At 73.0% G+C, this 24013-nt stretch carries 24 protein-coding genes; 14 read left to right on the plus strand and 10 right to left on the minus strand.

Translation table 11 applies throughout. From position 1 onward, the window contains the following. Window positions 1-468: 468 nt before the first annotated feature. The gene (locus tag E6R62_RS32320) at window positions 469-1209 is read left to right on the plus strand and encodes a hypothetical protein (protein WP_136217036.1); all 741 of its coding nucleotides are present in this window, start codon (window positions 469-471) and stop codon (window positions 1207-1209) included. 77 nt (window positions 1210-1286) lie between these two features. On the opposite strand, the gene E6R62_RS32325 is transcribed toward E6R62_RS32320, so the two are convergent. Next, window positions 1287-2870, minus strand: a complete 1584-nt coding sequence (locus E6R62_RS32325; protein WP_136217037.1) for a class I adenylate-forming enzyme family protein — start codon at window positions 2868-2870, stop codon at window positions 1287-1289. A gap of 146 nt (window positions 2871-3016) precedes the next feature. Here E6R62_RS32325 and E6R62_RS32330 point away from each other — a divergent pair, with 146 nt between their 5' ends. From E6R62_RS32330 to E6R62_RS32345, 4 genes are all read left to right on the plus strand, one after another. Then, window positions 3017-4237 carry an amidohydrolase family protein gene (locus E6R62_RS32330; RefSeq protein WP_136217038.1) on the plus strand — a complete coding sequence of 407 codons (1221 nt, stop codon included), beginning with the start codon at window positions 3017-3019 and terminating at the stop codon, window positions 4235-4237. Beyond that, window positions 4228-5382, plus strand: a complete 1155-nt coding sequence (locus E6R62_RS32335; RefSeq protein WP_136217039.1) for an acyl-CoA dehydrogenase — start codon at window positions 4228-4230, stop codon at window positions 5380-5382. The genes E6R62_RS32330 and E6R62_RS32335 overlap by 10 nt, the downstream gene beginning before the upstream one ends. A 5-nt stretch (window positions 5383-5387) precedes the next feature. Continuing rightward, on the plus strand, window positions 5388-6284 hold the full coding sequence (locus tag E6R62_RS32340) for an acyl-CoA dehydrogenase family protein (protein WP_136217040.1): 897 nt from the start codon (window positions 5388-5390) through the stop codon (window positions 6282-6284). A 304-nt stretch (window positions 6285-6588) separates the two neighbouring features. Beyond that, window positions 6589-7062, plus strand: a complete 474-nt coding sequence (locus E6R62_RS32345) for an ATP-binding protein (protein ID WP_136217041.1) — start codon at window positions 6589-6591, stop codon at window positions 7060-7062. Between the two features lie 198 nt (window positions 7063-7260). On the opposite strand, the gene E6R62_RS32350 is transcribed toward E6R62_RS32345, so the two are convergent. The 3 genes from E6R62_RS32350 to E6R62_RS32360 all read right to left on the minus strand — a co-directional run bounded on the left by E6R62_RS32350 (window position 7261) and on the right by E6R62_RS32360 (window position 8982). Beyond that, window positions 7261-7647, minus strand: coding sequence for a hypothetical protein (locus E6R62_RS32350; RefSeq protein WP_136217042.1), 387 nt, complete (start codon window positions 7645-7647; stop codon window positions 7261-7263). A 278-nt stretch (window positions 7648-7925) separates the two neighbouring features. Continuing rightward, window positions 7926-8117, minus strand: coding sequence for a DUF397 domain-containing protein (locus E6R62_RS32355; RefSeq protein WP_168714250.1), 192 nt, complete (start codon window positions 8115-8117; stop codon window positions 7926-7928). 13 nt (window positions 8118-8130) lie between these two features. Beyond that, on the minus strand, window positions 8131-8982 hold the full coding sequence (locus tag E6R62_RS32360; RefSeq protein WP_136217044.1) for a Scr1 family TA system antitoxin-like transcriptional regulator: 852 nt from the start codon (window positions 8980-8982) through the stop codon (window positions 8131-8133). A gap of 250 nt (window positions 8983-9232) precedes the next feature. Here E6R62_RS32360 and E6R62_RS32365 point away from each other — a divergent pair, with 250 nt between their 5' ends. Beyond that, a complete protein-coding gene (locus E6R62_RS32365) occupies window positions 9233-9673 on the plus strand; it encodes an ATP-binding protein (protein ID WP_168714251.1) in 441 nt (146 codons plus the stop codon). A gap of 18 nt (window positions 9674-9691) precedes the next feature. Here the strand turns inward: E6R62_RS32365 and E6R62_RS32370 are convergent, their stop codons facing one another. Further along, complete coding sequence (locus E6R62_RS32370; protein WP_136217046.1) at window positions 9692-10618, minus strand: cyclase family protein; 927 nt, start codon at window positions 10616-10618, stop codon at window positions 9692-9694. Window positions 10619-10707: 89 nt separating this feature from the next. Between E6R62_RS32370 and E6R62_RS32375 the strand changes: the two genes are divergently transcribed. From E6R62_RS32375 to E6R62_RS32385, 3 genes are read left to right on the plus strand one after another with little or no spacing between them, the layout of a single operon-like run. Next, window positions 10708-11619: an SDR family NAD(P)-dependent oxidoreductase gene (locus E6R62_RS32375; RefSeq protein ID WP_136217047.1), complete on the plus strand. Its 912-nt coding sequence runs from the start codon at window positions 10708-10710 to the stop codon at window positions 11617-11619. An 8-nt stretch (window positions 11620-11627) separates the two neighbouring features. Further along, the gene (locus tag E6R62_RS32380) at window positions 11628-12827 is read left to right on the plus strand and encodes an acyl-CoA dehydrogenase family protein (RefSeq protein ID WP_136217060.1); all 1200 of its coding nucleotides are present in this window, start codon (window positions 11628-11630) and stop codon (window positions 12825-12827) included. 4 nt (window positions 12828-12831) lie between these two features. Next, window positions 12832-13899, plus strand: a complete 1068-nt coding sequence (locus tag E6R62_RS32385; protein WP_136217048.1) for a Zn-dependent alcohol dehydrogenase — start codon at window positions 12832-12834, stop codon at window positions 13897-13899. 62 nt (window positions 13900-13961) lie between these two features. On the opposite strand, the gene E6R62_RS32390 is transcribed toward E6R62_RS32385, so the two are convergent. Then, the gene (locus tag E6R62_RS32390; protein ID WP_136217061.1) at window positions 13962-14579 is read right to left on the minus strand and encodes a flavin reductase family protein; all 618 of its coding nucleotides are present in this window, start codon (window positions 14577-14579) and stop codon (window positions 13962-13964) included. A gap of 216 nt (window positions 14580-14795) precedes the next feature. On the opposite strand from E6R62_RS32390, the gene E6R62_RS32395 reads away from it, so the two are divergent. Next, complete coding sequence (locus E6R62_RS32395; RefSeq protein WP_136217049.1) at window positions 14796-15575, plus strand: VOC family protein; 780 nt, start codon at window positions 14796-14798, stop codon at window positions 15573-15575. Window positions 15576-15617: 42 nt separating this feature from the next. Here the strand turns inward: E6R62_RS32395 and E6R62_RS32400 are convergent, their stop codons facing one another. The 3 genes from E6R62_RS32400 to E6R62_RS32410 form a co-directional block, all read right to left on the minus strand. Then, entirely contained in the window at window positions 15618-16418 is an 801-nt protein-coding gene (locus E6R62_RS32400) for an enoyl-CoA hydratase/isomerase family protein (protein WP_136217050.1), read from the minus strand. Window positions 16419-16452: 34 nt separating this feature from the next. Continuing rightward, window positions 16453-18687: an acetate--CoA ligase family protein gene (locus E6R62_RS32405; protein WP_136217051.1), complete on the minus strand. Its 2235-nt coding sequence runs from the start codon at window positions 18685-18687 to the stop codon at window positions 16453-16455. A gap of 163 nt (window positions 18688-18850) precedes the next feature. Further along, window positions 18851-20101 (minus strand): NAD(P)/FAD-dependent oxidoreductase, encoded by a 1251-nt coding sequence (locus E6R62_RS32410; RefSeq protein WP_136217052.1) that lies wholly within the window; start codon window positions 20099-20101, stop codon window positions 18851-18853. Between the two features lie 155 nt (window positions 20102-20256). On the opposite strand from E6R62_RS32410, the gene E6R62_RS32415 reads away from it, so the two are divergent. The 3 genes from E6R62_RS32415 (at window position 20257) to E6R62_RS32425 (ending at window position 22175) form a co-directional block, all read left to right on the plus strand. After that, entirely contained in the window at window positions 20257-20709 is a 453-nt protein-coding gene (locus E6R62_RS32415; RefSeq protein WP_136217053.1) for a DoxX family membrane protein, read from the plus strand. Continuing rightward, window positions 20706-21230 (plus strand): Zn-ribbon domain-containing OB-fold protein, encoded by a 525-nt coding sequence (locus E6R62_RS32420; RefSeq protein WP_206308914.1) that lies wholly within the window; start codon window positions 20706-20708, stop codon window positions 21228-21230. The genes E6R62_RS32415 and E6R62_RS32420 overlap by 4 nt, the downstream gene beginning before the upstream one ends. Window positions 21231-21362: 132 nt before the next feature. After that, a complete protein-coding gene (locus E6R62_RS32425) occupies window positions 21363-22175 on the plus strand; it encodes a hypothetical protein (protein ID WP_136217055.1) in 813 nt (270 codons plus the stop codon). Window positions 22176-22233: 58 nt separating this feature from the next. Here E6R62_RS32425 and E6R62_RS32430 read toward each other — a convergent pair whose 3' ends face one another. Continuing rightward, entirely contained in the window at window positions 22234-22908 is a 675-nt protein-coding gene (locus E6R62_RS32430) for a pyridoxal 5'-phosphate synthase (RefSeq protein WP_136217056.1), read from the minus strand. Window positions 22909-23430: 522 nt separating this feature from the next. Here E6R62_RS32430 and E6R62_RS32435 point away from each other — a divergent pair. Next, window positions 23431-23943, plus strand: a complete 513-nt coding sequence (locus E6R62_RS32435) for a hypothetical protein (protein WP_136217057.1) — start codon at window positions 23431-23433, stop codon at window positions 23941-23943. The last annotated feature ends 70 nt before the right edge of the window (window positions 23944-24013 follow it).

The following is a 24013-nucleotide window of genomic DNA, read 5'->3' on the forward strand; positions in this document are numbered from 1 at the left end:
CGGCGCCGGTGCCCGCCGGGCTCGGGCGCTCCCACCGCCGGTGCGACGTACGGGCTCGCAGGCGGCCTAGCCGCACAACTCGCCGCTCCGGGAGAGGGAAGCGGGGGTGGCCGGCCGGCGGAGACGACGACCTCCGGCGTCCCACCGGTCCCGGTAGGACTCGACGCGGTCCGGGGCTGACCGGGCCCCTATGGTCTGGTACGCCGTGCGCCTCTCCCCGCCCGTCGAGGCCCGAGAGAACCCGGTGTCGGCGCGCCGCAAGGGTCGGCTGTCCCCCGATCACGATGGGTTGGAGGGCCGCGCGTCATTTAGTCCAACTGCCGCCCGTGAAACGGCATTTACCGCTTGTGCGCATCACGGCACGAGCAAGATCCAAGATCTGAGCATCTGTTGAGCGGGAACGGTTTGTTCCGCTGGTTAGCTGAGTTTCGCAAGCCACCCCCCAACGTGAAGGGCTTCCGCTCAGCCATGTCCAAGGTCATAACCCCCCGCCGCACCGCAGCCGTTCTCGCCGTCCTCGCCTCCACCGCGCTGCTGGGCACCGGCAACGCCAGCGCCTCGCTCATCTCGCAGGACGGCGCGCGCATCGCCGCCTACCAGAACTCCCTCAAGAGCAGCACCGAAGAGGGCGCGGCCGACGCCCTGCGGGACTTCGACGCCCTGGGTCACGACAAGCAGGTGAAGTTCCTCAACTACGCCGAGGACCCCGAGAACCTCAAGGCGCTGCTCGAAGAGGTCGCCGACGTCCCCACCGACGGCACGCCCTCGCACTCGCTGGTGAACCTCAAGAACGGCGACGTCCAGATCGCCGGTGACAGCGAGGCCACCTTCACCCCCGACGCCGGCGACCTCTCCGGTGTCTCCGCAGCGGGCAAGCTGCACGCCGGCTGGTGGGACACCACCTACACCGTCCGGCAGAAGATCTTCGGCATCACCATCACCAAGCTGAGTGTGTGGGTGAACTACCACACCAACGGCTCCAAGATCGACAAGGTCGACCACGCCGACTGCGGCAAGCGCAACTTCAACGGCGCCGTCTCCATCGGCCACGGCGTCCCGAAGGCCCAGCTCGCCGACGGCAACGCCATCGGCCAGGTCGTCTGGGAGGGCTCGATCATCTACAAGGGCTTCGGCGTCGAGATCGACAAGCGCCAGCAGGTCGTCGCCAACGCCTACGGGTTCAAGAGCGGTTACCTGAAGAACATCTAACCCTCACCGCGCAAGCGCTCCCGCCGGTCTCCGAGTCCCCCACCCTCGTCTCGGAGGCCGGCGCGCCGCGTTCGCCCTCAGGCGTAGCGCTCGCGGAGTTTGTACTTGAGCACCTTGCGCAGGGCGTCGTTGCGCGGCAGGGCTTCCACCAGCTCCAGTTGCTCCGGGAGCTTGTGCGGGGACAGTCCCTGGGCGCGCAGGTGGGCCGTGACACCGGACAGCGTCAACGCGGGCGCCCCCGGGGGTTGCTCGACCACCGCGCAGACGCGTTCGCCGCGCTCCGGGTCCGGGAGGCCGATGACGGCGGCGTCGGCGACATCGGGGAGCAGGTGGAGCAGGTCCTCGATCTCCTTCGCCGAGATGTTCTCCCCCTTGCGGATGATGACGTCCTTGCTGCGGCCGGTCAGGACCAGGTGCCCGTCGGGGGTGAGGTGACCGAGATCGCCGGTGATCAGGTAGCCGTCGGCGTCGAAGGCCTCCGCCGTCCGGTCGGGGTTCAGGTAGCCCCGGCAGACCGCCTCGCCCCGCAGGCGGACCTCCCCGTCGACGGACGGCGGCAGCGGGGTGCCCTCAGGGGTCGTGATGCGGATCGACATGCCCTTCGGGGGCCGGCCCTCGGTGGTCGCGAGGTTCTCGTCCGTGTCGTCCGGGTCCCCCATCGTGATCATCGGGACCTCGGTCATGCCGTAGCCGTGGGTGAGCCCGCAGCCCAGTTCGCGGACGACCGCGTGGTAGATCTCCGGCGGCTTCGGGGCGCCTCCGCCCGCCAACAGGCGCAGGCTCGGGACGAGCTTCGTGCCCGGGGCCTTGCGCTGCTCGGTGAGGAACATGGAGTAGAAGGCGGTGGAGCCGCCGGCGATGGTGACCCCGTGACGGCGGTACCCCTCCAGGGCGTCCGGCATCGCGAACTTCTCGAACAGGACCGCCGGGAACCCGTACAGCAGCAGCATCACCAGGTAGTCGGGGCCGCCTATGTGCGCGTACGGGAACGCCACCGAGCCGACGTCCCCCGGCACCGGCCGCAGGGCGTCCGCCAGGCAGGAGCCGCCGGCGATCAGGGACCGGTCGGTGTGCAGCACGCCCTTGGGGTCGGAGGTCGTGCCGGAGGTCCAGTAGATCCAGCGGACGTCCGTCCCCGAGGCGGGCGGCGCGGGCAGGATGGCCGGGTCGCCGGTCGGGAGGTCCTCGTAGGCCCCGAACACCCCCCGCGCCCCCAGTCGGGCCGCCATCGCCGCGTGGTCGAAGCCGCGCCACTCCCCGGGGACGGCGAAGAACTCCGCCCCCGACTCCCGCAGCGCGAAGCCCGCCTCCCGGTCCCGGTAGAAGGGGATGACGGGTGATTGGACGGCGCCGAGCCGGGCCAGCGCGAGGGAGAGCAGCACCGTCTCGATCCGGGTCGGCAGTTGCCAGGCGACGACCGTGCCCAGCCGGACGCCCATCGCGTACAGGCCCGCCGCGACCCGTTCCGCGCGGTCGTGGAGCGCGCCGAAGGTGAGGGTGCGGTCGTCGGCCGGGTCCGGGGCGGCCTCGATCAGCACGGGGGTGGTGGGGCTGAGGGCGGCCCGGCGGGCGACGAGCTCCCAGAGGGTGCGGGAGCCGCCGAGACCCCGCGCCGTCTCCACCGCCGTTTCGGAGTCCGTCGTCCGGTCCTTCCTCGTCATCCCGAATCCTCCCCCTCGCTCCGCCCCTGGCTGACGATGTGTCAGATCAGGCGAGAGCGTAGGGCTCCGACGCTTGCCGGTCCAGAGCGGGCGGCGCTAGCTTGTTTCTGACGGTCCATCAGATACGGCGAGGGGACACCGGACACATGGACACGGAACTGCCACGGATCATCAGCGTCGACGACCACGTGATCGAACCCGCCCACCTCTTCGACGTGTGGCTGCCGGCCAAGTACCGCGACCGCGGTCCCAAGGCGCTCACCGCGGGCATCGGCGAGCTGGTCTACACCGGCGGCAAGTACGTGATCTCCATGGACCCCGAGGGACCGCCGACCGACTGGTGGATCTACGAGGACCTGAAGTTCCCGTACAAGCGCAACATCGCCGCCGTCGGCTTCGACCGCGACGACATGACCCTGGAGGGCATCACCCGCGAGGAGATGCGCCGCGGCTGCTGGGACCCCGCGGCCCGGCTGGCGGACATGGACCTCAACCACGTCGAGGCCTCCCTGTGCTTCCCGACCTTCCCCCGGTTCTGTGGTCAGACCTTCGCCGAGGCGCACGACAAGGAAGTGGCCCTGGCCTGCGTGCGCGCCTACAACGACTGGATGGTCGAGGAATGGTGCGGTGACAGCGGCGGCCGGTTGATCCCGCTGTGCATCGTCCCGCTCTGGGACATCGACCTGGCGGTGGCGGAGGTCCGGCGCAACGCCGCGCGGGGCGTGCGCGCCGTCACCTTCTCCGAGATCCCGACCTACCTCGGCCTGCCGTCCATCCACTCCGGGTACTGGGACCCCTTCTTCGCCGTCTGCCAGGAGACCGGCACCGTCGTCAACATGCACATCGGCTCCTCCTCTCAGATGCCCGCCGCGTCCCCGGACGCGCCGCCCGCCGTGCAGGCCGCGCTCAGCTTCAACAACGCGATGGCCTCGATGATGGACTTCCTCTTCAGCGGGGTGCTGGTGCGCTTCCCGACGCTCAAGCTGGCCTACAGCGAAGGCCAGATGGGTTGGATCCCGTACGCCCTGGAACGCGCCGACGACGTGTGGCGCGAGCACCGCGCATGGGGCGGGGTCCGCGACCTGATCCCCGAGCCGCCGTCCGCCTACTACTACCGGCAGATGTTCTGCTGCTTCTTCCGCGACAAGCACGGCATCGCCTCGCTCGACGTCGTCGGACGCGACAACGCGACCTTCGAGACCGACTACCCGCACGTCGACTCGACCTTCCCGCACACCAAGGACGTCGCCCTCGACCACGTGAAGGGCCTCGACGACGAGACCGTCTACAAGCTGATGCGGGGCAACGCCATCCGCATGCTGGGCCTGGACCTCGACCGCCGGCGCGGGGACCGCCAGTGGACCTGACCCCCACCGAGGAGGAGCGGGAGTTCCGGGCCCGGCTGCGCGAGTGGCTCGCCCAGGAGCTGCCCACGCTGCCCCCCAAACCGTCCCCGGACGACTGGCCGGCCCGCCGCGCCTACGACGCGGGCTGGCAGCGCCGGCTGTACGACGCCGGGTACGCGGGCCTGCACTGGCCCCGCGACGCGGGCGGGCGCGGCGCGACCCCCACCCAGCACCTGATCTTCCTGGAGGAGACGGAACGGGCCGGCGCCCCGTACGTCGGCGCGAACTTCGTCGGACTCCTGCACGCCGGGCCCACCATCGCCGCCGAGGGCAGCGCCGAGCAGCGGGCGCGCTGGCTGCCGCCGGTGCTGCGCGGCGACGAGATGTGGTGCCAGGGGTTCAGCGAGCCGGACGCCGGCTCGGACCTGGCATCACTGCGGACCCGCGCGGTCCGCGACGGCGACGACTACGTGATCACCGGTTCCAAGATCTGGACCTCGCACGCGGAGGTCGCCGACTGGTGCGAACTGCTGGTCCGCACCGACCCCGGGGCCCCCAAACACAAGGGCATCAGCTGGCTGGCCATGCCGATGGACGCCCCCGGGATCACCGTGCGGCCGCTGCGCACCCTCGCGGGATCGGCGGAGTTCGCGGAGGTGTTCCTGGACGAGGTGCGGGTGCCGGTGGCGAACCGGGTGGGGGCGGAGAACGACGGGTGGCGGGTCACGATGGTGACGCTGTCCTTCGAGCGGGGTACCGCCTTCGTCGGCGAGGTGGTGGCCTGCCGCCGCACGCTCGCCCTGCTGGCCCGCGCCGCGAAGGAGAACGGGCGCTGGGACGATCCCGTCCTACGTCGCACCCTGGGACGACTCCACGGGGAATTCGGCGCACTCTGGAGGCTGACGCAGTGGAACGTCAGCGAATCGGAGCGCTCGGGCGGCGTCCCCGGCACGGGTGGCAGCGTCTTCAAGCTGGCGTACTCCCACGCGCGGCAGGAGCTGTACGACGCCGCGGCGCAGGTGCTCGGCGCGGGCTCGCTCGCGCTGGAGGAGGAGTGGGTCCTGGACCGGCTCTCGTCCCTGTCGTACACCATCGCCGCGGGCACCTCCCAGATCCAGCGGAACATCGTCGCCGAGCGCGTCCTCGGCCTGCCGAAGGGGCGGTGAGGGGCGTGGACTTCCAGCCGAGCCGGGTCCAACGCGACCTGCGGGCGGGCGTACGGGACCTCCTCGCCGGGCGGTACGGGCGCGAGGCGCTGCGGGCCTCGGTGGAGGCGGGCGTCGCGGTGGACCGCCGGCTGTGGCGGGAGCTGGGCGACGCCGGGTTCTTCGCGCTGCGCCTGCCGGAGGCCGAGGGCGGGGTCGGGCTCGGGCTCGCGGAGGCCGTCGTCGTCTTCGAGGAGGCCGGGCGGGCCCTGCTGCCGGGGCCGCTGGTGGCCACGTTCCTGGCGGCCGGGGTGGTGCCGGGCGCCGCGACCGGGACGACGGTGGTGACGGCGTACGACCTGGAGGGGCCCTTGGTGGCCCACCTGGGGGAGGCCGACGCGGTCCTCGGGGCGCCCGAGCCGCCCGGGGGCGAGCCAGTGCGTTCGGTGGACCCGCTGACGCCGCTGCACCGGGTGACCCGGCCGGGGCGGGCGGGCCGGTACCGGGACGAGGGCGCGCTGCTGACGGCCGCGCTCCAGCTCGGGAGCGCCCTGCGCACGGTGGAGCTGGCCGCGGACCACGCGCGCGGGCGGGAGCAGTTCGGGCAGCCGATCGGGGCGTTCCAGGCGGTCAAGCACCTGTGCGCGGGCATGCTGGTGCGGGCGGAGGTGGCCCGTGTGGCGGTGTACGCGGCGGCCGTGACGGGCGACGGCGCCGAGATCGCGGCGGCGAAGCTGCTGGCCGATGAGGCGGCGGTGCGGGGGGCCCGCGACTGCCTCCAGGTGTACGGCGGGATGGGCTTCACCTGGGAGGCGGACGTGCACCTGCACCTGAAGCGGGCGTGGGTCCGCGCGGAGCAGTGGCGGACGGCGGCGCGGGCGGAGGAGCTGTTGGCGGCGGACCTGTTGGGGTCGTCCGCGTGAGGCACGGGGGAACGAGGCGGGACTCATGTCCGATTACACAGAGTTGATATCGGTTTGTGTCCTTCGCTCGCCCCCTTACGGACCGGAGTCGGGGGTGCGCTCCGGTACGCTCCCACGAATGCGAGCGGCCCCGCGGCGTGAGCGTCGCACAGTATGCACCACGCCTACTTCTTCGCGCTGGAATATGCCCGAAGCGCTTGTTGTGGTGACTGTATGTCAACCATGCTGCTACGCAAGGGGGTCACTGGCCGTGACCCCGTTCCGTCGTGAGGCGAAGTGTCCGCCGGTTCGGATGGTGTGAGCGGTGCAGGTGCTTCAGGTTCAGCTTGAGGTAGGAGCGGACCCCGCCGAGGTCGGCCGGGCGCGCCGATGGGCGCGCTCGCGGCTGGCGGGTTCCGGGATAGGGGACGACGAGCCGCTCGCCGAGACGCTGATCCTGCTGATCTCGGAGCTGGTCACCAACGCGGTCGTGCACACCGGCTGTCCCGCCGTGCTGCGGATGCTGTTCGGGGGGCCCGGGGTGCGGGTCGAGGTCGCGGACGCCAGCGACCGGGCGCCCGCCCGGCGGCGGGCCGCCGGCGACGACACCGGCGGGCGCGGCCTGGAGCTGGTCGACGGTCTCGCGGACCGCTGGGGCTGGCAGCGCGAGGGCGCGGGGAAGCGGATCTGGTGCGAGATCGACCGGGCGCGGGAAGCGGGCGCCGACCGCGCCGAGGGCGCCCCGGAAAGGTCTGCCGAATTCTTTGCCCCGATCCGGGAACCCCGCGTGTACCTCTAACGAGGTGTTGACGGTTCGTCACGCGTTGATCACTCTGGTGTGGAGCGATTCGTCGCGAGGGGACGCCAAGGGTCCTGCCTTGACGAGTGCGGGTCGTGGGGTGGCGGCTGCCGTGCCGCGCTCGGGGCGTGCATGCGCGTACGCCGCCACCCAGTAGGTCCCCTCCGGGGGCCGTCCATGGCCGCGCCGGTGGCTGCGTCAGTGGGCGAGCGTCATCAGGAGGTAGTCGACGGGGCGTACGCGCCATTCGGGGCGCAGGCCGCTACGCAGGACGATGCTGAAGCCGGCGGGTTCACCCCGGTGGAGGGCGGCGAGGGCCTGCAAGCGGCCGCCGCCGTCGGCCCAGGCGAGCGCCCGATCCACCTCGGCGGGGGCCAGGGCGAAGGGGCGGGTGGTCCGGATCTGCGTCCGGATCAGGCGGACGGCCTCTTCGGGGGTGTCCAGCATGAGCCGGTCGAGCAATTCGGGCACGGTTGCGTAGGCGTCGCGATAGCAGAGCGCCTCGAACCAATATCCGGTGCGGAGCGCGACCGTACAGTCCCGATGTGTTCGGGTGCTGGGCGAGGGCTGACGTTTCGCGGGCATGTGCGGGCGCTCCTGCCGTGGCCGGGTTGCCCCCTCAGGGCTGTGACGAGCAGCGGTGAGGGGGCAACGGTGACCTCCCCCGACCGGCGCAAGGGCAGGGGGAGTCGCGCCGCGCGGGCCGAGCCGGAGGGCGCGCTTTGACGGTAGCGGTGGCTACAGACGCGTATCAACCGTTTGACGTCTAACGGGTGAGACGGAATATGCCAAGCCGTGGTACGCGCGCCGCAGCCCCCTGCCCGTCGCGGGCAAGGGGCTGCGGGAACCGCGTTGTCGGAGGCTCAGGCGAGGTCGTCAAACTCGCCTGCGGCGGCTCCGTCGATGAAGGCCCGGAGCTTGGCTCGGGACGTCCTGATGATGACGCCGGGGTGATCGCTCTCGCGCATCAGGATCTCGCCATCCTGCATCGCGACCTCCAGGCAGTTGCCCTCGGCGTCGGTCGACTTCGAAGACTTGCGCCACTGAATTTCCACTGTTCTCACGCCTTCACACTTGTTGCGCCATCTCGCGAATGACGTCGCGAGACCGTTCTGGGTCGTACGCCCGCTCCTCGGTCCGGTCCAGCACGGCCCGGTAGTTGGCGAGCCTCGTCTCGGCGTCGAGGAACGCGGGGCCGGTCGGGGTGTCCGTCTGGACGGTGTCCAACTGAGGCACCGGACCGTGTGCGTAAAGTGTCGAGCTCCCCGCGTTCGGGAAACCGCCCACCTCGAACGCGATCACTCGTACGGTGACGTTGTCCCGCTCCGACTGCTTCAGGAGGTAGTCGAGCTGGTTGGCGGTGATCCTCCGGTTGCCGAACCTCATCCGCAGCGCCGCCTCGTGGATCAGGAAGGTGAAGGCGGGGGCGTCCGCCCGGTCGAGGACGTCGCGTCGTCGCATGCGGTGCGAGAGGCGGCGGCGGAGGTCGATCGGACGCAGGGCCGGCACCGCCTCCTCGAACACCGCGCGGGCGTAGTCCTCGGTCTGGAGCAGGCCGGGCATATGCATGATCTGCACCGCTCGGATTGCGACGGCGTGGTGTTCGAGTTCGGCGAGGTCGAGCGCGCCGGCGGAGAGATCGTCGCGGTACTCGTCCCACCAACCGCGTCCCCTCTCCTCGGCGATGGCCGCGAGGGCGTCGACGTAGTCCGCGTCCGGACACCCGTAGTGGCCGGCCCACGTCCGCACGCGTTCGCTGCTCACGCCGAAGCGACCGCTCTCGATGCTGCTCATGGTGGTCCGGTCGGTACTGAGCTGCGCCGCCGCGTCGGTCAGTGAAATCCCCGCGTGCTCACGGATTTTCCGCAACTCGGAACCCAATCGGCGCTGGCGCGCGGTCGGTGCCTTCCTCGGTGGCATCGGCTCCCTTCCTGTCGGGTCTCAGTGTGGCCCGTGGTTCACCGCAGGGTCTACCCGTCCCATCTTTTGTGGATGTCGGTATCAAGCTTGATACCGATCCGCTACTGTCGTCCCCACTGCACCGCGTCGCAGGCCCGTTGGACCGAAGTGCAGTCGCTGACAGTCGCCTTGAGGGGGCGTCATGTTGAGGCGGCCGATGCCACGGAGGGCAGGCGTGCGCGGACCCGTACCGTCCAGGGAGACGATCGCGATGACGAACACGAACGCCTTACCGGCCGCCGACGAGGGGCCGGGGCGGGGGGCGACCTACCGGATGGTGGCGCCGAGTCGGGCCGGGACGGTGAGGATCGCCCGGGACTGGGTGGTCTCCGTCCTGTGCGCGGCCGGGTGGGCCGAAGCGGCGGAGCGCGCCCGGTTGTGCGCGTCGGAGGTCGTCACCAACGCCTACCGACACACCGATTCCGCGGAAATCGCCGTCGAAGTGGCGCTCCGCGACGAGCGGGTGACGGTGTACGTGTACGACCGCGCGCCCGAACTCGGGCTCCGGCCCCCGGCCGGAGGCGGCCCGCCGCTCCTGGCCACCGGTGGGCGGGGGCTCGCGCTCGTCGCCGCCTGCGCCGACGACTGGGCGGTGGTGGCGCAGGGTGCCTGCGTCAAGGTCGTCTGGTTCACGCTCCTGTCGGAACGGTGAGGCGGCGGGGTGGAGGAGTCACAGGACGGCGACCGGGGCCACCGGCGTGCCGGTGCCGCCGACGAAGGGTTCCGGCATCGCGGAGAGCAGGAACGCGTACCGGCCTTCTTCCGCACAGGCTGTGGACAACTTTTCGAGATTCCAGTTCTGGCCCTGGAGCATGCCCATCTCGACCAGGTCGAGCGCGTGCACCGGAAGCCACAGGTTGTCGATCTCCGGCGGGAAGATCTCGAAGGTCAGGGTGTCGTTGGCGACGGCCGCCACGTCCCGGGCGTGGAACCACTCCGGGGTGCGGACGGACAGGCCGGGCGAGGGGAATCCGTAGCCGTGCTTGTCGCCGGCGAGGTACACCCCGATCTGGCCCGTGCGGACCAGGACGACATCGCCCGACCGGACCTCGACCCGGCCGAACTCCTCCGCCTCCGTAAGGTCCTCCGGCGTCACGGCATGGTCGCCCGGCAGGCGGTCCACACCCTTGGCGCGGGCCACGTCCAGCAGGACGCCCCGCGAGACGACCGCGCCGGCCTTGTCGATGCCGCTGAACTCGGCGCGGGAATGCGCGGTGATCGTGGAGGCCGGGCGGCCGTTGTAGATCCGGCCCGAGTGCGAGACGTGGGTGAGCGCGTCCCAGTGGGTCCCGGCCTGGAGCCCCATCGTCACGGCGTCGTCGCTGCACGCCACCGTGCCCGGACCGAACAGCTCCTGGTTGATCTGCACCATCGTGTGCAGCGGGTTGATCCGCCCGGGGACCAGGCCGGCTTGCACCCCGTCCTCCTTGAGCGGGAGCGCCAGCGGTATCCGGAGGCCCGCGCGGACCTCGGCGGCCGCTGCGCGCACCACCGCGTCGGTGATCAGGTTCAGGGTCCCGATCTCGTCCGCCGCGCCCCAGCGGCCCCAGTTGTTGACGCGCTTGGCGATGTCGTGGAACTCGGCCGGCAGGGTCATGGCCTCATCAACTCCCGGGGCTTGTGCTGCGGTATCGGATGGCCCCTAAAATCTAACGGTCCGTCACAAACTGCGGAAAGGGGTCGGGCGTGGGGAACTTCCTGGCAGGCAAGGTCGTCGCCGTCACCGGGGCGGGCCGGGGCATCGGACGGGCCGTGGCGCTCGCCGCGGCCGCCGAGGGGGCCAAGGTCGTCGTCAACGACTACGGCGTGGGCATCGAGGGCGGCGAGCCCACCAGCGAGATCGCCGCGTCCGTGGTCGAGGAGATCGAGGCCTCGGGCGGCGAGGCCGTCGCCGTCGCCGACGACGTCTCCACCATGGCGGGCGGACAGCGCGTCGTCGACACCGCCCTCGCCCGGTACGGGCGCGTCGACGGGGTCGTCTGCGTCGCCGGCATCCTGCGCGAGCGGATGCTGTTCAACATGTCCGAGCAGGAGTGGGACCCCGTGGTCGCCACCCACCTCAAGGGGACCTTCACCGTCTTCCGCGCCGCCTCCGCCGTCATGCGCGGGCAGGGTTCCGGCACGCTCATCGGTTTCACCAGCGGCAACCACCAGGGCTCGGTCGCCCAGGCCAACTACAGCGCCGCCAAGGGCGGGATCATCTCCCTCGTCCGCTCGGCCGCCCTGGGCCTGGCCAAGTACGGGGTCACCGCCAACGCCGTCGCCCCCGTCGCCCGGACCCGGATGTCCGCCAACGTCCCCGTGGAACTCAAGGAGATCGGCGAACCCGAGGACGTCGCGGCGCTCGTGACGTACCTGCTCAGCGACCGGGCGAAGGCGGCGGAGATCACCGGCCAGGTGTACACCGTCGCCGGCCCGAAGATCGCCGTCTGGGCGCAGCCGCGCGAACTGCGCGCCGCGTACGCCGACGGCTCCTGGACCCCCGAGAAGATCGCCGACTTCCTGCCCGGGACGGTGGGCACCGACCCGATGCCGATGCTCGCGCAGCTGGAGGCCATGGCCAGGGCGGCGGCCGCCAAGGACCGCCCCAACGCGTGAGGGGAACCATGGACTTCGGCTTCGGGCCCGCGGACGAGGAACTGCGCGGCCACGCCCGGTCGTGGCTGGGCGAGCACCTCGTCGGCCCGTACGCGCACGCCCGCGGGCTCGGTGGGCCCGGCAGCGAACACGAGGGGATCGGGGCCCGGCGGGCCTGGGAGCGCGAGCTGGGCCGCGGCGGCTGGATCGGCCAGGGCTGGGACGTCCCCGACGGCGCCTACGGACAGCGCCGGCTCTCCCTGACGGGGCAGGTGGTGTGGGCGGAGGAGTACGCCGCGCTGCGCGCCCCCGGGCGGGTCGGCCACATCGGGGAGAACCTCCTCGCGCCCACCCTCGTCGCCTACGGGACCCGGCGGCAGCGGGACCGCTACCTGCCGGGCATCGCCCGAGGCGAGGAGCTGTGGTGCCAGGGTTACAGCGAGCCCGGCGCCGGCTCCGACCTCGCCGCGATCCGTACGGCCGCCGTCCGCGACCCCGCCGACGGGCGCTACCGGATCACCGGGCAGAAGATCTGGACCTCCCTCGCCCGGGACGCCGACTGGTGCTTCGTCCTGGCCCGCACCGAACCCGGCTCCCGCCGCCACCGGGGCCTGACCTTCCTGCTGGTTCCGATGGACCAGCCGGACCGCGTCGAGGTCCGGCCCATCCGCCAGCTGACCGGGACCAGCGAGTTCAACGAGGTGTTCTTCGACGGGGCGGTCGCCGCCGAGGCCGTCGGCGGTGAAGGCGACGGCTGGACCGTGGCCATGGGCCTGCTCGCCCTGGAGCGGGGCGTGTCCACCCTCGTGCAGCAGATCGGCTTCGCGGCCGAGCTGGAACGGGTCCTGGCCGCCCATGCCGCCTCCGGCGCGGACGATCCCGTCCTGCGGGAGCGGCTGGTGCGCCAGTGGGCCGAGCTGCGCACCATGCGGTGGAACGCCCTGCGCACCCTGGGGGGCCGGGCGGACCAGGGCGCGCCGAGCGTCGCGAAGCTCCTGTGGGGCGGCTGGCACCGGCGGCTCGGCGAGCTGGCCGTCGCGGTGCGCGGCGCGGCGGCCACCGCCGGACCGGCCGACTGGGACCGGCAGAGCCCGTACGAACACGGGCTCGACGAGGAACAGCGCCTCTTCCTGTTCAGCCGGGCCGACACCATCTACGGCGGCTCGGACGAGATCCAGCGGAACATCATCGCCGAGCGCGTGCTCGGCCTGCCCAGAGAGACGCGGTGACGAGATGCGAGGCGTCGTGTTCGACGGCAAGCAGGCCCGGGTGGTCGACGATCTGGAGGTCCGCGACCCGGGGCCGGGGGAGGTGCTGGTCGCGATATCGGCGGCCGGGCTGTGCCACAGCGACCTCTCGGTGATCGACGGGACCATCCCGTTCCCGCCGCCGGTGGTACTGGGGCACGAGGGCGCGGGGGTGGTGGAGGCCGTGGGACCCGGCGTCACCCACGTGGAGGCCGGGGACCACGTGTCGCTGTCCACCCTCGCCAACTGCGGGGCGTGCGCCGACTGCGACCGGGGCCGGCCCACGATGTGCCGCAAGGCGATCGGCATGCCGGGGCGACCCTTCTCGCGCGCCGGGACGCCGCTGTTCCAGTTCGCCGCCAACTCGGCCTTCGCCGAGCGGACGATCGTCAAGGCCGTACAGGCCGTGAAGATCCCCGAGGACATCCCGGCGACGTCGGCCGCGCTGATCGGGTGCGGCGTCCTGACCGGGGTGGGGGCGGTCCTGAACCGGGCGCGGGTGGGCCACGGAGAGTCGGTGGTCGTCATCGGCGCGGGCGGCATCGGGTTGAACGTGCTCCAGGGCGCCCGGATCGCGGGGGCCGGGACCGTCGTCGCGGTGGACGCCAACCCGGCGAAGGAGGCGGTGGCGCGGCAGTTCGGCGCCACCCACTTCATCGACGCCTCGGCCGCCGGCGACACCTCCGCGGCGGTCCGCGAGATCCTGCCGACCGGCGCGGACCACGCCTTCGAGTGCGTGGGCCACGTACGGCTCATCCGGCAGGCCGTCGACCTCCTCGACCGGCACGGACAGGCGGTCCTGCTGGGCGTGCCCGGCTTCAAGGAGGAGGCGTCCTTCCAGGTGTCGTCCCTGTACCTGGACAAGACGATCATGGGTTGCCGGTACGGGTCCTCCCGGCCGCAACGCGACATCGCGCTGTACGCCGAGCTGTACCGGCAGGGGAAGCTGCTGCTGGACGAGCTGGTGACGGAGGTCTACCCGGTGGAGGACTTCGCGAAGGCGGTGGACGACGCCCGGCACGGGCGCGTCGCGCGCGGGGTGCTCACCTTCTGACGCCGTCCGGGGCCCCCTCTTCCCGGACGGCGTCCCCGGGAAGAGGGGCCCCGATCGGGCGGTCAGGGGGCGAAGCGGCCGAACCTGCCCCGGTGGAACAGGAGCGGGTCGCCTTCGCCGGCCGCGCCCAGGGCCTCGACGCGGCCCACCACGATGAGGTGGTCCCCGCCCGTGTGGACGGCGTGGACACGGCAGTCGATCCACGCCGGCACGGCGTCGAGCAGGGGTGACCCGGTCGCGGGGGAGGGGCCGTGCGCGACGCCCGCGAACTTGTCGGCGCCGCTGACCGCGAAGGACCGGCACAGCGCTCCCTGTTCGGCGCCCAGGATGTTGACGCAGAACACCCCCGCCCGGGCGATCCGGGGCCAGGTGGTCGAGGTCCGCGCCACCATGAAGGTGACCAGCGGCGGTTCCAGGGACAGCGAGGCGAACGACTGGCAGGCGAAGCCGGCCGGCCCGTCCGCGCCGTCGGTGGCCGGGGCGGTGATGACGGTGACCCCGCTGGCGAAGTTCCCGAGGACGGCCCGGAACTCGGCGGGGGCGACCGGCGCCCGCTCGTCCTCCCGTACGGCCCGCAGGTCGGGGCGCGGCAGCGCGTCGCCCGGCAGCGGATCGGGCTCCGCCGCGGCGGAGGTGGGGGAGCCGACCGACCTGAGGTATCGGACGACGGTGGCCGCCATCCCTGCGTGTCCCATCACCCTTCGATTGAAGCTGACGGTTCGTCAGATGTGAAGGGGTGGGACGGCCCGGGCCGAGGGGCCCGCTCTACCCCGGTCGGGTGAAACCCCGGCCCGCCCCGACCCGTACGCCGGGCAGCCGCGCGCGGGCTCGGCATGGTGGCGGGGACCGGCGTGCCGCCGTACGCCGGACCACCGCAGACACCCGGGAGAGACCCCATGCTCGGCACCGATTTCCGTACCGGCTCACCCAACTGGCTGGACCTCGGGAGCCCCGACGTCGACGCCGCCGTCGCCTTCTACCGCGGCGTCTTCGGCTGGGACTTCGTCTCCGCCGGCCCCGAGGCCGGCGGGTACGGCTTCTTCCGGCAGGGCGGCAAGACCGTCGCCGCGATCGGCCCGCTCACCGAGGAGGGCGCCAAGTCCGCCTGGATGGTCCACTTCATGAGCCCGGACGTGCGGGCCACCGCCCAGGCCGTCCGGGACGGCGGCGGCACCGTCCGGATGGAGCCGATGGACGTCATGGGGGAGGGGTGGCTCGCCCAGTTCACCGACCCGCAGGGTGCCCAGTTCGCCTCGTGGCAGCCCGGGAAGACCGCCGGCCTGGAGGTGGCCTCGGCCGAGAACTCGCTGGTCTGGGTGGAGCTGCACGCGCCGGACCCGCTCGCGGCCGTCTCCTTCTACACCGGGGTGTTCGGCTGGCGCGGCGAGGAGATGCAGGTGCCCGGGATGACGTACCGGGTCCTGAGCACCGCGGACGGCGACCAGCGCGAGGCGTCCTTCGGCGGGGTCGCGCCGCTGGGTGACGGCGGCCCGGGGCCGAGCTGGGTCCCCTACTTCCACGTCACGGACACGGACGCCACCGCGGACACCGTGCAGGGCAAGGGCGGCTCGGTGCTCATGCCGGCGGCGGACGTGCCGGACGTCGGCCGGATCGCCTGGGTGGCGGACCCGTTCGGGGCGACGTTCGCGCTGCTGAAGCCCAACCCCCGGATGTAGGGCCGCTCGGCGGCGCCGTACGCGGGCCGCCGCCCCGCGCGGTCAGCGGCCGAGGTACTTGGGGGTGCGACGCTCAACGAAACTCGCGACGCCCTCATTGGCGTCGGCGGTGGTCATGTTGATCTCCTGGGCGGCGGCCTCGGCGGCGAGCGCGGCCGCCCGGTCACCGTCCAGCGAGGCGTTGACCAGCTGTTTCGTCAGGGCCAGGGCTCGGGTCGGGCCCTGGGCCAGGCGCTCCGCCCAGCCGCGGGCGGTCGCCTCCAGGGCCTCGGCCGGAACCACCGCGTTGACCAGCCCCAGGCGTGCGGCCTCGACGGCGGGGACGGCGTCGCCGAAGAACATCAACTCCTTGGCCTTCTGCGGCCCGAGCAGGCGGGGCAGGAGGTACGCCCCACCGCCGTCCGGCACCAGGCCCCGGCGCACGAACACCTCGATGAAGCGCGCCGCTTCGGCCGCGATGACCAGGTCGCAGGCGAGGGCCAGATGGGCGCCGATACCGGCCGCGGTGCCGTTGACCGCGGCGATGACCGGCTTCTCGCAGTCGAGGACCGCGGTGATCAGACGCTGGGCGCCGAGCCGGATCACGCGGGCCACGTCCCCCGCGACGCGCTCACCGGCGGCCGGCCCCCCGCGCAGGTCGGCGCCCGCGCAGAACCCCTTCCCGGAGGCGGTGAGGACGACGGCCCGCACGCCGGGGTCCCCGGACGCCCGCGCGAGCAACGCGATGACCCGCTCCCGCTGCTCCGGGGTGACGGCGTTCATGGCCTCGGGCCGGTTCAGCGTGATCCACGAGACGCCGTCCTCGACGCGGTGCAGCACGTCGTCCTGCGGGGCGCGGGTCATGGCCGGACTCCCTTCGTGGCGGGCGGGGGCGGCGTCATCGGCAGACGGCCAGGGCGTCCAGGGCCACCGCGCCCTGGCCGCGGGGGAGGACCATGAGCGGGTTCACGTCCAGCTCGGAGAGGGTGTCGCCCAGCTCCAGGGCCATCCGCTGGACCCGTAGGACTACCTCCACCAGCGCGTCCACGTCCGCCGGCGGTGCACCCCGTACGCCCTCCAGCAACGCGTGCCCGCGCAGTTCGGTCAGCATCGCCCGCGCCTGGTCCTCCCCGAACGGCGGCACCCGCACCGCGGCGTCGCGCAGGACCTCCACCAGCACCCCGCCCAGGCCCACCGTCACCGTCGGGCCGAAGAGGTCGTCCCGGGTCACGCCGACGACCATCTCGACGCCCCGCTCGACCATCTGGCAGACGAGGATGCCGTCCAGGGGGACGTTCTCGTAGCGGGCGATGTCCGTCAGCTCCCGGTAGGCGTCACGGATCTGGCTCGCCGAGGTCAGGCCGATCTTGACCAGACCCAGCTCCGTCTTGTGCCCCAACTGCGGCCCCGAGGCCTTCATGACGACCGGGTACCCGACCAGCCCCGCCGCCCGCACCGCCGCCGCCGCGCTGGTCACCAACTGCTCGCGCGGGACCCGTATCCCGTACGCCCGCAGGAGCTGCTTCGCCGCGTGCTCGCTGAGCTGCCGGCCCGGGCGCATCAGGGCCTGCGCCTTGCGGTACGAGGGGGAGGGCGTCCGCGGGGCGTCGTCGAAGGGCGAGCGGTAGGAGGCGGTGAAGCGGTGGTGGCCGAGGTAGGCCCGTACGGCGGTGATGCAGTTGCCGAAGGTGCGGAAGGTGGCCACTCGGGAGGAGCCGAGCAGTGTGGTGCGGTACGCCTCCTCCGTGCCGACGGGGGAGCCCCAGATCACGCAGACCAGCTTGTCCGTCCGCTCGGCGGCGTCCACCAGGTCCCGCGCCAGCTTGTCGCTTATGGGCGGGAACGGCCCGGTGATCGGGCAGATCAGGACGCCGACGGACGGGTCGGCCAGGATCGCCTCGATGATCTTGGGGCCGCGCCAGTCGCCGACGGGGTGGCCGCCGTTGTCCACGGGGTTCGCGACGTTCAGGTACTCCGGTATCCACTGGTGCAGCTCGGCCTGCTTGGCCTGCGAGAGGGTGGGCAGCGTCAGCCCCGCCTCGGTCGCCAGGTCGGAGAAGTGCGCCCCGGTGCCGCCGGATATGGAGTACACGACGACCCCTTCCGTCCGGGGCCGGCGGGCGCGGGCCAGCAGGGCGGCGGTGTCCTGGAGCTCGTCCAGGCCGTCGACCCGGATCACCCCGAACTGGCGCATGGCCGCGTCCACGACCGCGTCGGCGCCGGTCAGCTTCCCGGTGTGGGAGGCCGCCGTCCGGGCGCCGGTCTCGGTGCGGCCGACCTTGACGGCGACGACGGGCACCCCGGCCCGCGCGGCCCGGTCGGCGGCGAGCAGGAAGGCGCGGCCGTCCTTGAGTCCTTCCACGTAACAGGCGATGGCGCCGACCTCGGGCCGCTCGGCGAAGTAGGAGATGAAGTCGGCGGTCTCCAGATCGGCCTCGTTGCCCGTGGGGGCCCAGTGCGAGAGTCGGATGCCGAGTTCCTGGAGGGCGTACACGGGCCGGCCCTGGTGACCGGACTGGGTGATCAGCGCGATGGCCGGGCCGTCCAGGTCGTCGCGGAACGCCTCGAAGGCGTTGAGGTTGGTGTTGGGGCCGAGCAGCCGAAGGCCTGATCGGCGGACGGCGGCGGAGAGCCGGGCCTGGGCCGCGGCCCCGGCGTCACCGGTCTCGGCGAAGCCGGAGGCGAAGGCGACCGCGAACCTGACCTTGGACTCGGCCAGTTCCTCGATCACCGGGAGCGGGTCGGCCACCAGCAGGACCGCGAGGTCCACCTGTTCGGGCAAGGCGGCCACGGAGGCGTGGCAGGGGAGTCCGAAGACGGTGGCGCGGGTGGGGTGGACGGGGTGGACGCGGGCCCCGACGCGCTCCGCCCAGGCGATGAGCTGCCGGGTGATGCCGGTGTTCGGTCTGCCCTCGGCGTCGGAGGCGCCGATGACGGCCACGGACTCGGGTCGGAAGAACCGGTCCAGGTCGGGCACGTCTGAGCGCAGCGGCCGTCCGCTGACGTCCAGTGCGGCCGCGTCCTGCGCGGAGGGGGCCGTCGTGGAATGGACGGCCGTCCGGGGGGTCTCGCCGCAGGCCTCGACCCGTGCGCGGAAGTCGGTGGTGAGGGTGCCGTGAGTAGATCCAAGCATCGTTCCGCCCGCTCCTGCTCGATGAACTCCATGAGTCTCGCTAGCTGACGCACAGTCAGATTACTGAACTGACACGCCGTCAGGAACAGGGTTGCGCTGGAAAGATGGTGGAGGTGGTGTGTGGAACGGTCCCAGATCCCCGCGTGGGGGGTCCAGGACGGTTTCAGCCGACCCGGCGGCGGGCGCGGGCGGTCCGGCGCCGGCCTTCGAGCGGGCCGCCCCCGTGCGGGTCGTCGCGGCCTTCGCGCCGGCGCCGGCGGGTCACGGCCTTGGCGATCCGCTCCGCGTCCAGGGCCATCTCGCGGAACATCCCGCTGATGGGGTTGGTGAACCCGGTGAAGTAGAGGTCCGGGGCCTCGGCGGCGGTGCGGGCGCCGTGCGTGCGGGGGCGGCCGCGCTCGTCGAGCACGCCGAGGTGGCCGACCAGTCCCTCCAGTGCCCGGCGGTAGCCGGTGGCCGCGATCACCACATCCGGGGTGATCCGGCTGCCGTCCGCCAGCTCCACCCCGGCGCCGTCGAAGGCGGTGACGGCGGCGACCGGTTCGACCGCACCGCGACGGACGGCGCGGATCAGCCCGACGTCCTGAACGGGGATGGCGCCCTCGCGGACCCTGCTGTAGAGCCCGGTGGTGGGGCGCGGGAGCCCGTACGCCGACAGGTCCGGGACGGTCGCCTTGGCGACGAGCGCGCCGAGCCGGTCCACGAGCCCTACGGGAAGTCGGCGCACCAGGATCGCGCTGCGCTGGGCCGGCCAGCCGAGGCTGGAGCGGCGCACGATGTGCGGGGCGGTGCGGACGGCGAGCCGCACCCGTGCGGCCCCGCCCTCGGCGAGGTCGACGGCGATCTCCGCGCCGGTGTTGCCGACGCCGACCACGAGCACGTCCCGACCGGCGTACGGGGCGGGGTCGCGGTACTCGGCGGCGTGCAGCAGCCGGCCGGCGTAGCCCTCCCGGCCGGGCCAGTCGGGCAGCGCCGGGGTGTGGTTGAACCCGGTCGCCACGACGACGGCCCGCGCGGCCAGCACGCGGCCGCCGCCGGCGTACAGGGTCCACCCGTCGCCGTCGGCGGCGCGTTCGATCCGGGTCACCTCCACGCCGGTGACCAGTTCCAGCTCGTGGAACTCGGCGTACTTCTCCAGGTAGCGCACGACGTCGGCCCGTGCGACCCACCGCCCGAAGCGGCGCGGCACGGCCAGCCCCGGAAGCCCGGAGAGGCGCCGCGTGGTGTGCAGGCGCAGCCGGTCGTAGTGGGCGCGCCAGGAGGCGCCGACGGCGTCGGACTTCTCGACCACCACGGCGCGGACGCCGCGGGCGCGCAACGATGCGGCGACGGCGAGGCCGCCGGGGCCGGCGCCGATCACGTACACGGGGCGCGGCTGGGTGGTCAGGTCGGGGGGCGTGGGGGCACCGGGCATGAGGTGTGAGCGTATCGACACGGAGGGTTGATGGGTCTCGGACAAGGAGGGAATCGATTGCGGATCGGTCACGGACCGGCTCCGGGGGCCTTGCGGTAACAGGTCCCGATCGGTTCAACTGACGTATCGTCAGATGTGGAGGATGGGGGCAGCCGATGCGGACCGTCTGGCTCAGTGGGGCCGAATGGACAGCCGTGCTCCGGATGGGCCTCGGCCTGTGGTGGCTGGAGAGCTGGCGGCACAAGGACAAGAAGGGCTGGTTCGAGCGCGGCACCGGCATCGCCTGGGCCGCCGACGTGGCGGGTGAACACCGCTGGGCCTTCGTCAAGGGCGGCTTCGACCGGGTCGTCCGGCCGCGCCCCAAGCTCATCGCGTACGTGGTGGTGTACGCGGAACTCGCGCTCGGTCTCGGCCTGGTCCTCGGCCTGCTCACCCCCGTCGCGCTCGTCGGGGGGCTGCTGTTGAACCTGCTGTACCTGGTGCTGATGATCCACGACTGGGCCGAGCAGGGACAGAACGCGATGATGGCGCTCATCTCCGTCGTCGCGCTCTTCACCATGGGTTGGCAGGTCTGGTCCCTCGACGCGGCGACGGGACTCTTCCTGTGAGCGGGACGACGGCGCGGTACGACCTGCCCGAGGCGGACGACTTCACCCGTCCCTACTGGGAGGCGGCCGCACGGGGCCGACTGCTGCTGCGGCGCTGCGCGCGGTGCGATCGGGCGCACCACTACCCGAGGGAGTTCTGCCCCTTCTGCTGGGCGGGGGAGGACCGGGTGCGCTGGGAGGAGGCCGACGGCTCGGCCGTCCTCTACACCTGGTCGGTGATCCACCGCAACGACCTGCCGCCCTTCGGGGAGCGGGTGCCGTACGTGGCGGCCGTGGTGGACCTGGCGGAGGGGCCGCGGATGATGACGGAACTCGTGGACTGCGAAACGGCGGAGCTGGGCATCGGGATGCCGCTGCGGGTCGCCTTCCGCGAGACCGGCGGGGGCGTGGCCGTCCCGGTCTTCCGCCCGGACCCGCGGTCGGCGCCCGCGCCTGCTCCCGCTCCTGCGCCTGCTCCCGCCCCGCGGCCCGGCCCGCGCTCGGACCCGCAACAGGGCGCGGAGGCGGGGGAGTCGGCGTAGCGCACCGCAGGCCCACGCCGTATGTCACAGCCGGGCACCGGTCCGGCGGAACCGCTGCGTCCCCCGGCGGAACCCGGCGATCCTGGGATGTCGCCAGGAAGGTCCGTACCACCTCACCCCTCGGAGCAGCCGGTGTCCTCGCAGGAGATCCCCCTCACGATCACCCCCGAGCAGGCCGCCTACGGCGTGATCCTGCCGGTGTCCCTGCCCGGCGGGGAGACGCGCCTGCGGATTCCCGCGGGCTGTCGGGACGGCGACCTCGTACGGGCCCGGGTGGGCGGCAGCGAGGTACTGGTCCGCATACGGGTCGCGGCCGCGGCGGGGTCCGGCGCCGCCGCCGGGGGGCCGGCGACCGTCGCCTCGGCCGTACCCGGGCAACCGCGGCCGGCCAAGTCCTCCGGTGCGGGCGGGTGCCTGGCGGCGCTCGGCGTCCTCGCGGCGGTGATCATCGGGGCGGTCGTGGTGAACGCCGGTGACGACGACAAGCACACCGCCTCGTCGTCGGCCACTGCGACGCCGACGTACAGCCCCTGGTCGCCGACGCCGCTGCCGACCGACACCTCGTACACCTCCGGCACGGGGAGCAGCGGCTCCGGCGCCTACCCGTACCCCTCCTCCTACCCGTCCTCCTACCCGTCCTCCTACCCCTCCGCCGTGCCGACGACGGCCGATCCGAGCCCGTTCGACACGGGCACCTGCCTGAACGGGCAACTGCCCGACTCCACGACCGCGCAGCGCGTCGACAACGTGGAGGAGGTCTCCTGCTCGGCGTCCGACGCGCACTACAAGGTGATCCAGCGCTTCGGCTTCACCTCGGACCTGCACCGCTGCGACGACACGCCGCGTACCGAGTACGCGTTCTCGTACAGCTACACGCTCAACGGGGCGCCGATCAACCAGTACGTGTACTGCCTGATCGGGCTCGGCTCCTACGCGCGGAGCTGAGGCGCGGGCCGGTGGGGTGCGGGCCGGAGGGTGGGGCCGGAGCGGTGCTGTGCGGGCTTCACGGCCACAGGAGGGTGCGCGTCCAGGCCCCGGCGGGGTCGCGCCGGTAGTGGAGCCGGGTGTGGCGGCGGGCGGCGTCGCCCTGGAAGAACTCGACCTCCGCCGCGTCCAGGACGTACCGCGTCCAAGTCGGCGCCGCCGCCTCGGGGTCGGCGCCGGCGCGGGCCCAGGCCGCCGCCGAGGCCTCGGCGAGCTCCGTGAGGGAGCCCAGCACCTCGCTCTGCCGGCCGGTCAGGGCCGCCGCCAGCGCCCCCCGAGAGCGCACCGCGAGGTCCTCGCGACTCTCCCGCGCCCCGCAGGCCGTGACGCGGCCCCGGATGCGGATCTGGCGGCCCACCGCCGGCCAATAGAAGCCCAGCGCGGCCTCGGGCCGCCCGGCGAGTTGGCGGCCCTTCGCGCTGGTGGCGTGCGAGGCGAAGTGCCAGCCGCGGGCGTCGGCGTCGTGCAGCATCAGGGTGCGGACGTCGGGGCGGCCGTCGGCGTCGACCGTCGCCAGGCTCATGGTGTGCGGCTCCGGCTGCCCGGCGCGGGCGGCGTGCGTGAACCAGTCCCGGAACAGCTCCAACGGCTCGGCGGGCGCCGCCTCCGGGTCGAAGGAGGGGAGCGGGACGTCCCAGACGCGCAGGGAGTGCAGGGTGCGGCGGAAGTCGTCGCCGCCGAGGTCGCTGGTCATACGCCCATGCAACACCATGCGGCCGCCCGGCCTCGCGGTGCCGGGCTGCGGCGCCGTTGCGGGGGCCGGCCCCCGGGGCCCCCGGGCCCCACGCCTCGAACGCCGGCGGGGCTGAATGTGCGCCCCTGTGGCCTCGTGCCTCGAACGCCGGCGGCGCTGACCTTGCCCGGAGCCGCCGCGCGCCGGGGCCGGTCGGGGAGCCCGCCGCATCCGGGTGCGGCTCCGTTGCCGGGGCCGGCCCCGGGTCCCCGCGCCTCGAACGCCGGCGGGGCTGAATGTGCGGCCCGCGCCCGGGGGTCCGGGCGGAGCCCGGGGAACGGGGGAAGGGCGGGGCGGGGAACGCTCCGCGCAGCGGTCCCATGGTGCGGGGCCGGCGGCCGTGCCCCCGCGTCGCGACCGGCGGCGGGCGTCGATCCACGAAGGCGCGCGCGGTCTGGGGCCGGATCGGGGAAAGTGCCTCCGGCACACCCCCGGGCGTTCATATGATGTGCCCGCATCAGACCGCTAGGGGTGGGGGTATTCATGGACAACGCGGACGACACGGGCGCGAGACGCGCGAGACGTACGGGAGCGGTGCTCCGAAGGACGCTGGCGGCCCTGCTGCTGGCCGGTGTGGCGGTCGCCTGCGGGCCCGACACCGGGAGCGCCCCGGCGCGGTCCCTGGCACCGGGCACGCCCTCGGCCGTCGCGTCCGCGCCGCCCTCCTCCACCCCGCTCCCCGGCCCCTCGGCCTCGCCCACGGCGTCCGTCTCCGCCTCGGCCCCCGCGAGCGTCGCCGTGGCGACACCCTCCGCCAAGCCGACGACCAAGGCCCCGGCCCCACCCCCGCCGCCGTCCCGGGAACCGACCGAGGAGCCGACCCGGGAGGCGACACACGCGGCGCAGACCTCCTGCGAGATCGTCTCCAACTCGGGCAACTGCTACAAGGCCGGCCAGTTCTGCCGCAAGGCCGACGTCGGCCGCGAGACGCACGGCGCGAACGGCCGCCTCATCTACTGCCGCCAGGACGGCAGTCAGCCCCGCTGGAACTACTGAGCCCGACAGGGGCCGACAGGGGCCGACAGGACTCAGGCCCTGTCGTCCGAGTCGCTCCTGGCCCGGGCCG

The organism is Streptomyces sp. A1136 (assembly GCF_004795055.1).
Lineage (GTDB): Bacteria > Actinomycetota > Actinomycetes > Streptomycetales > Streptomycetaceae > Streptomyces.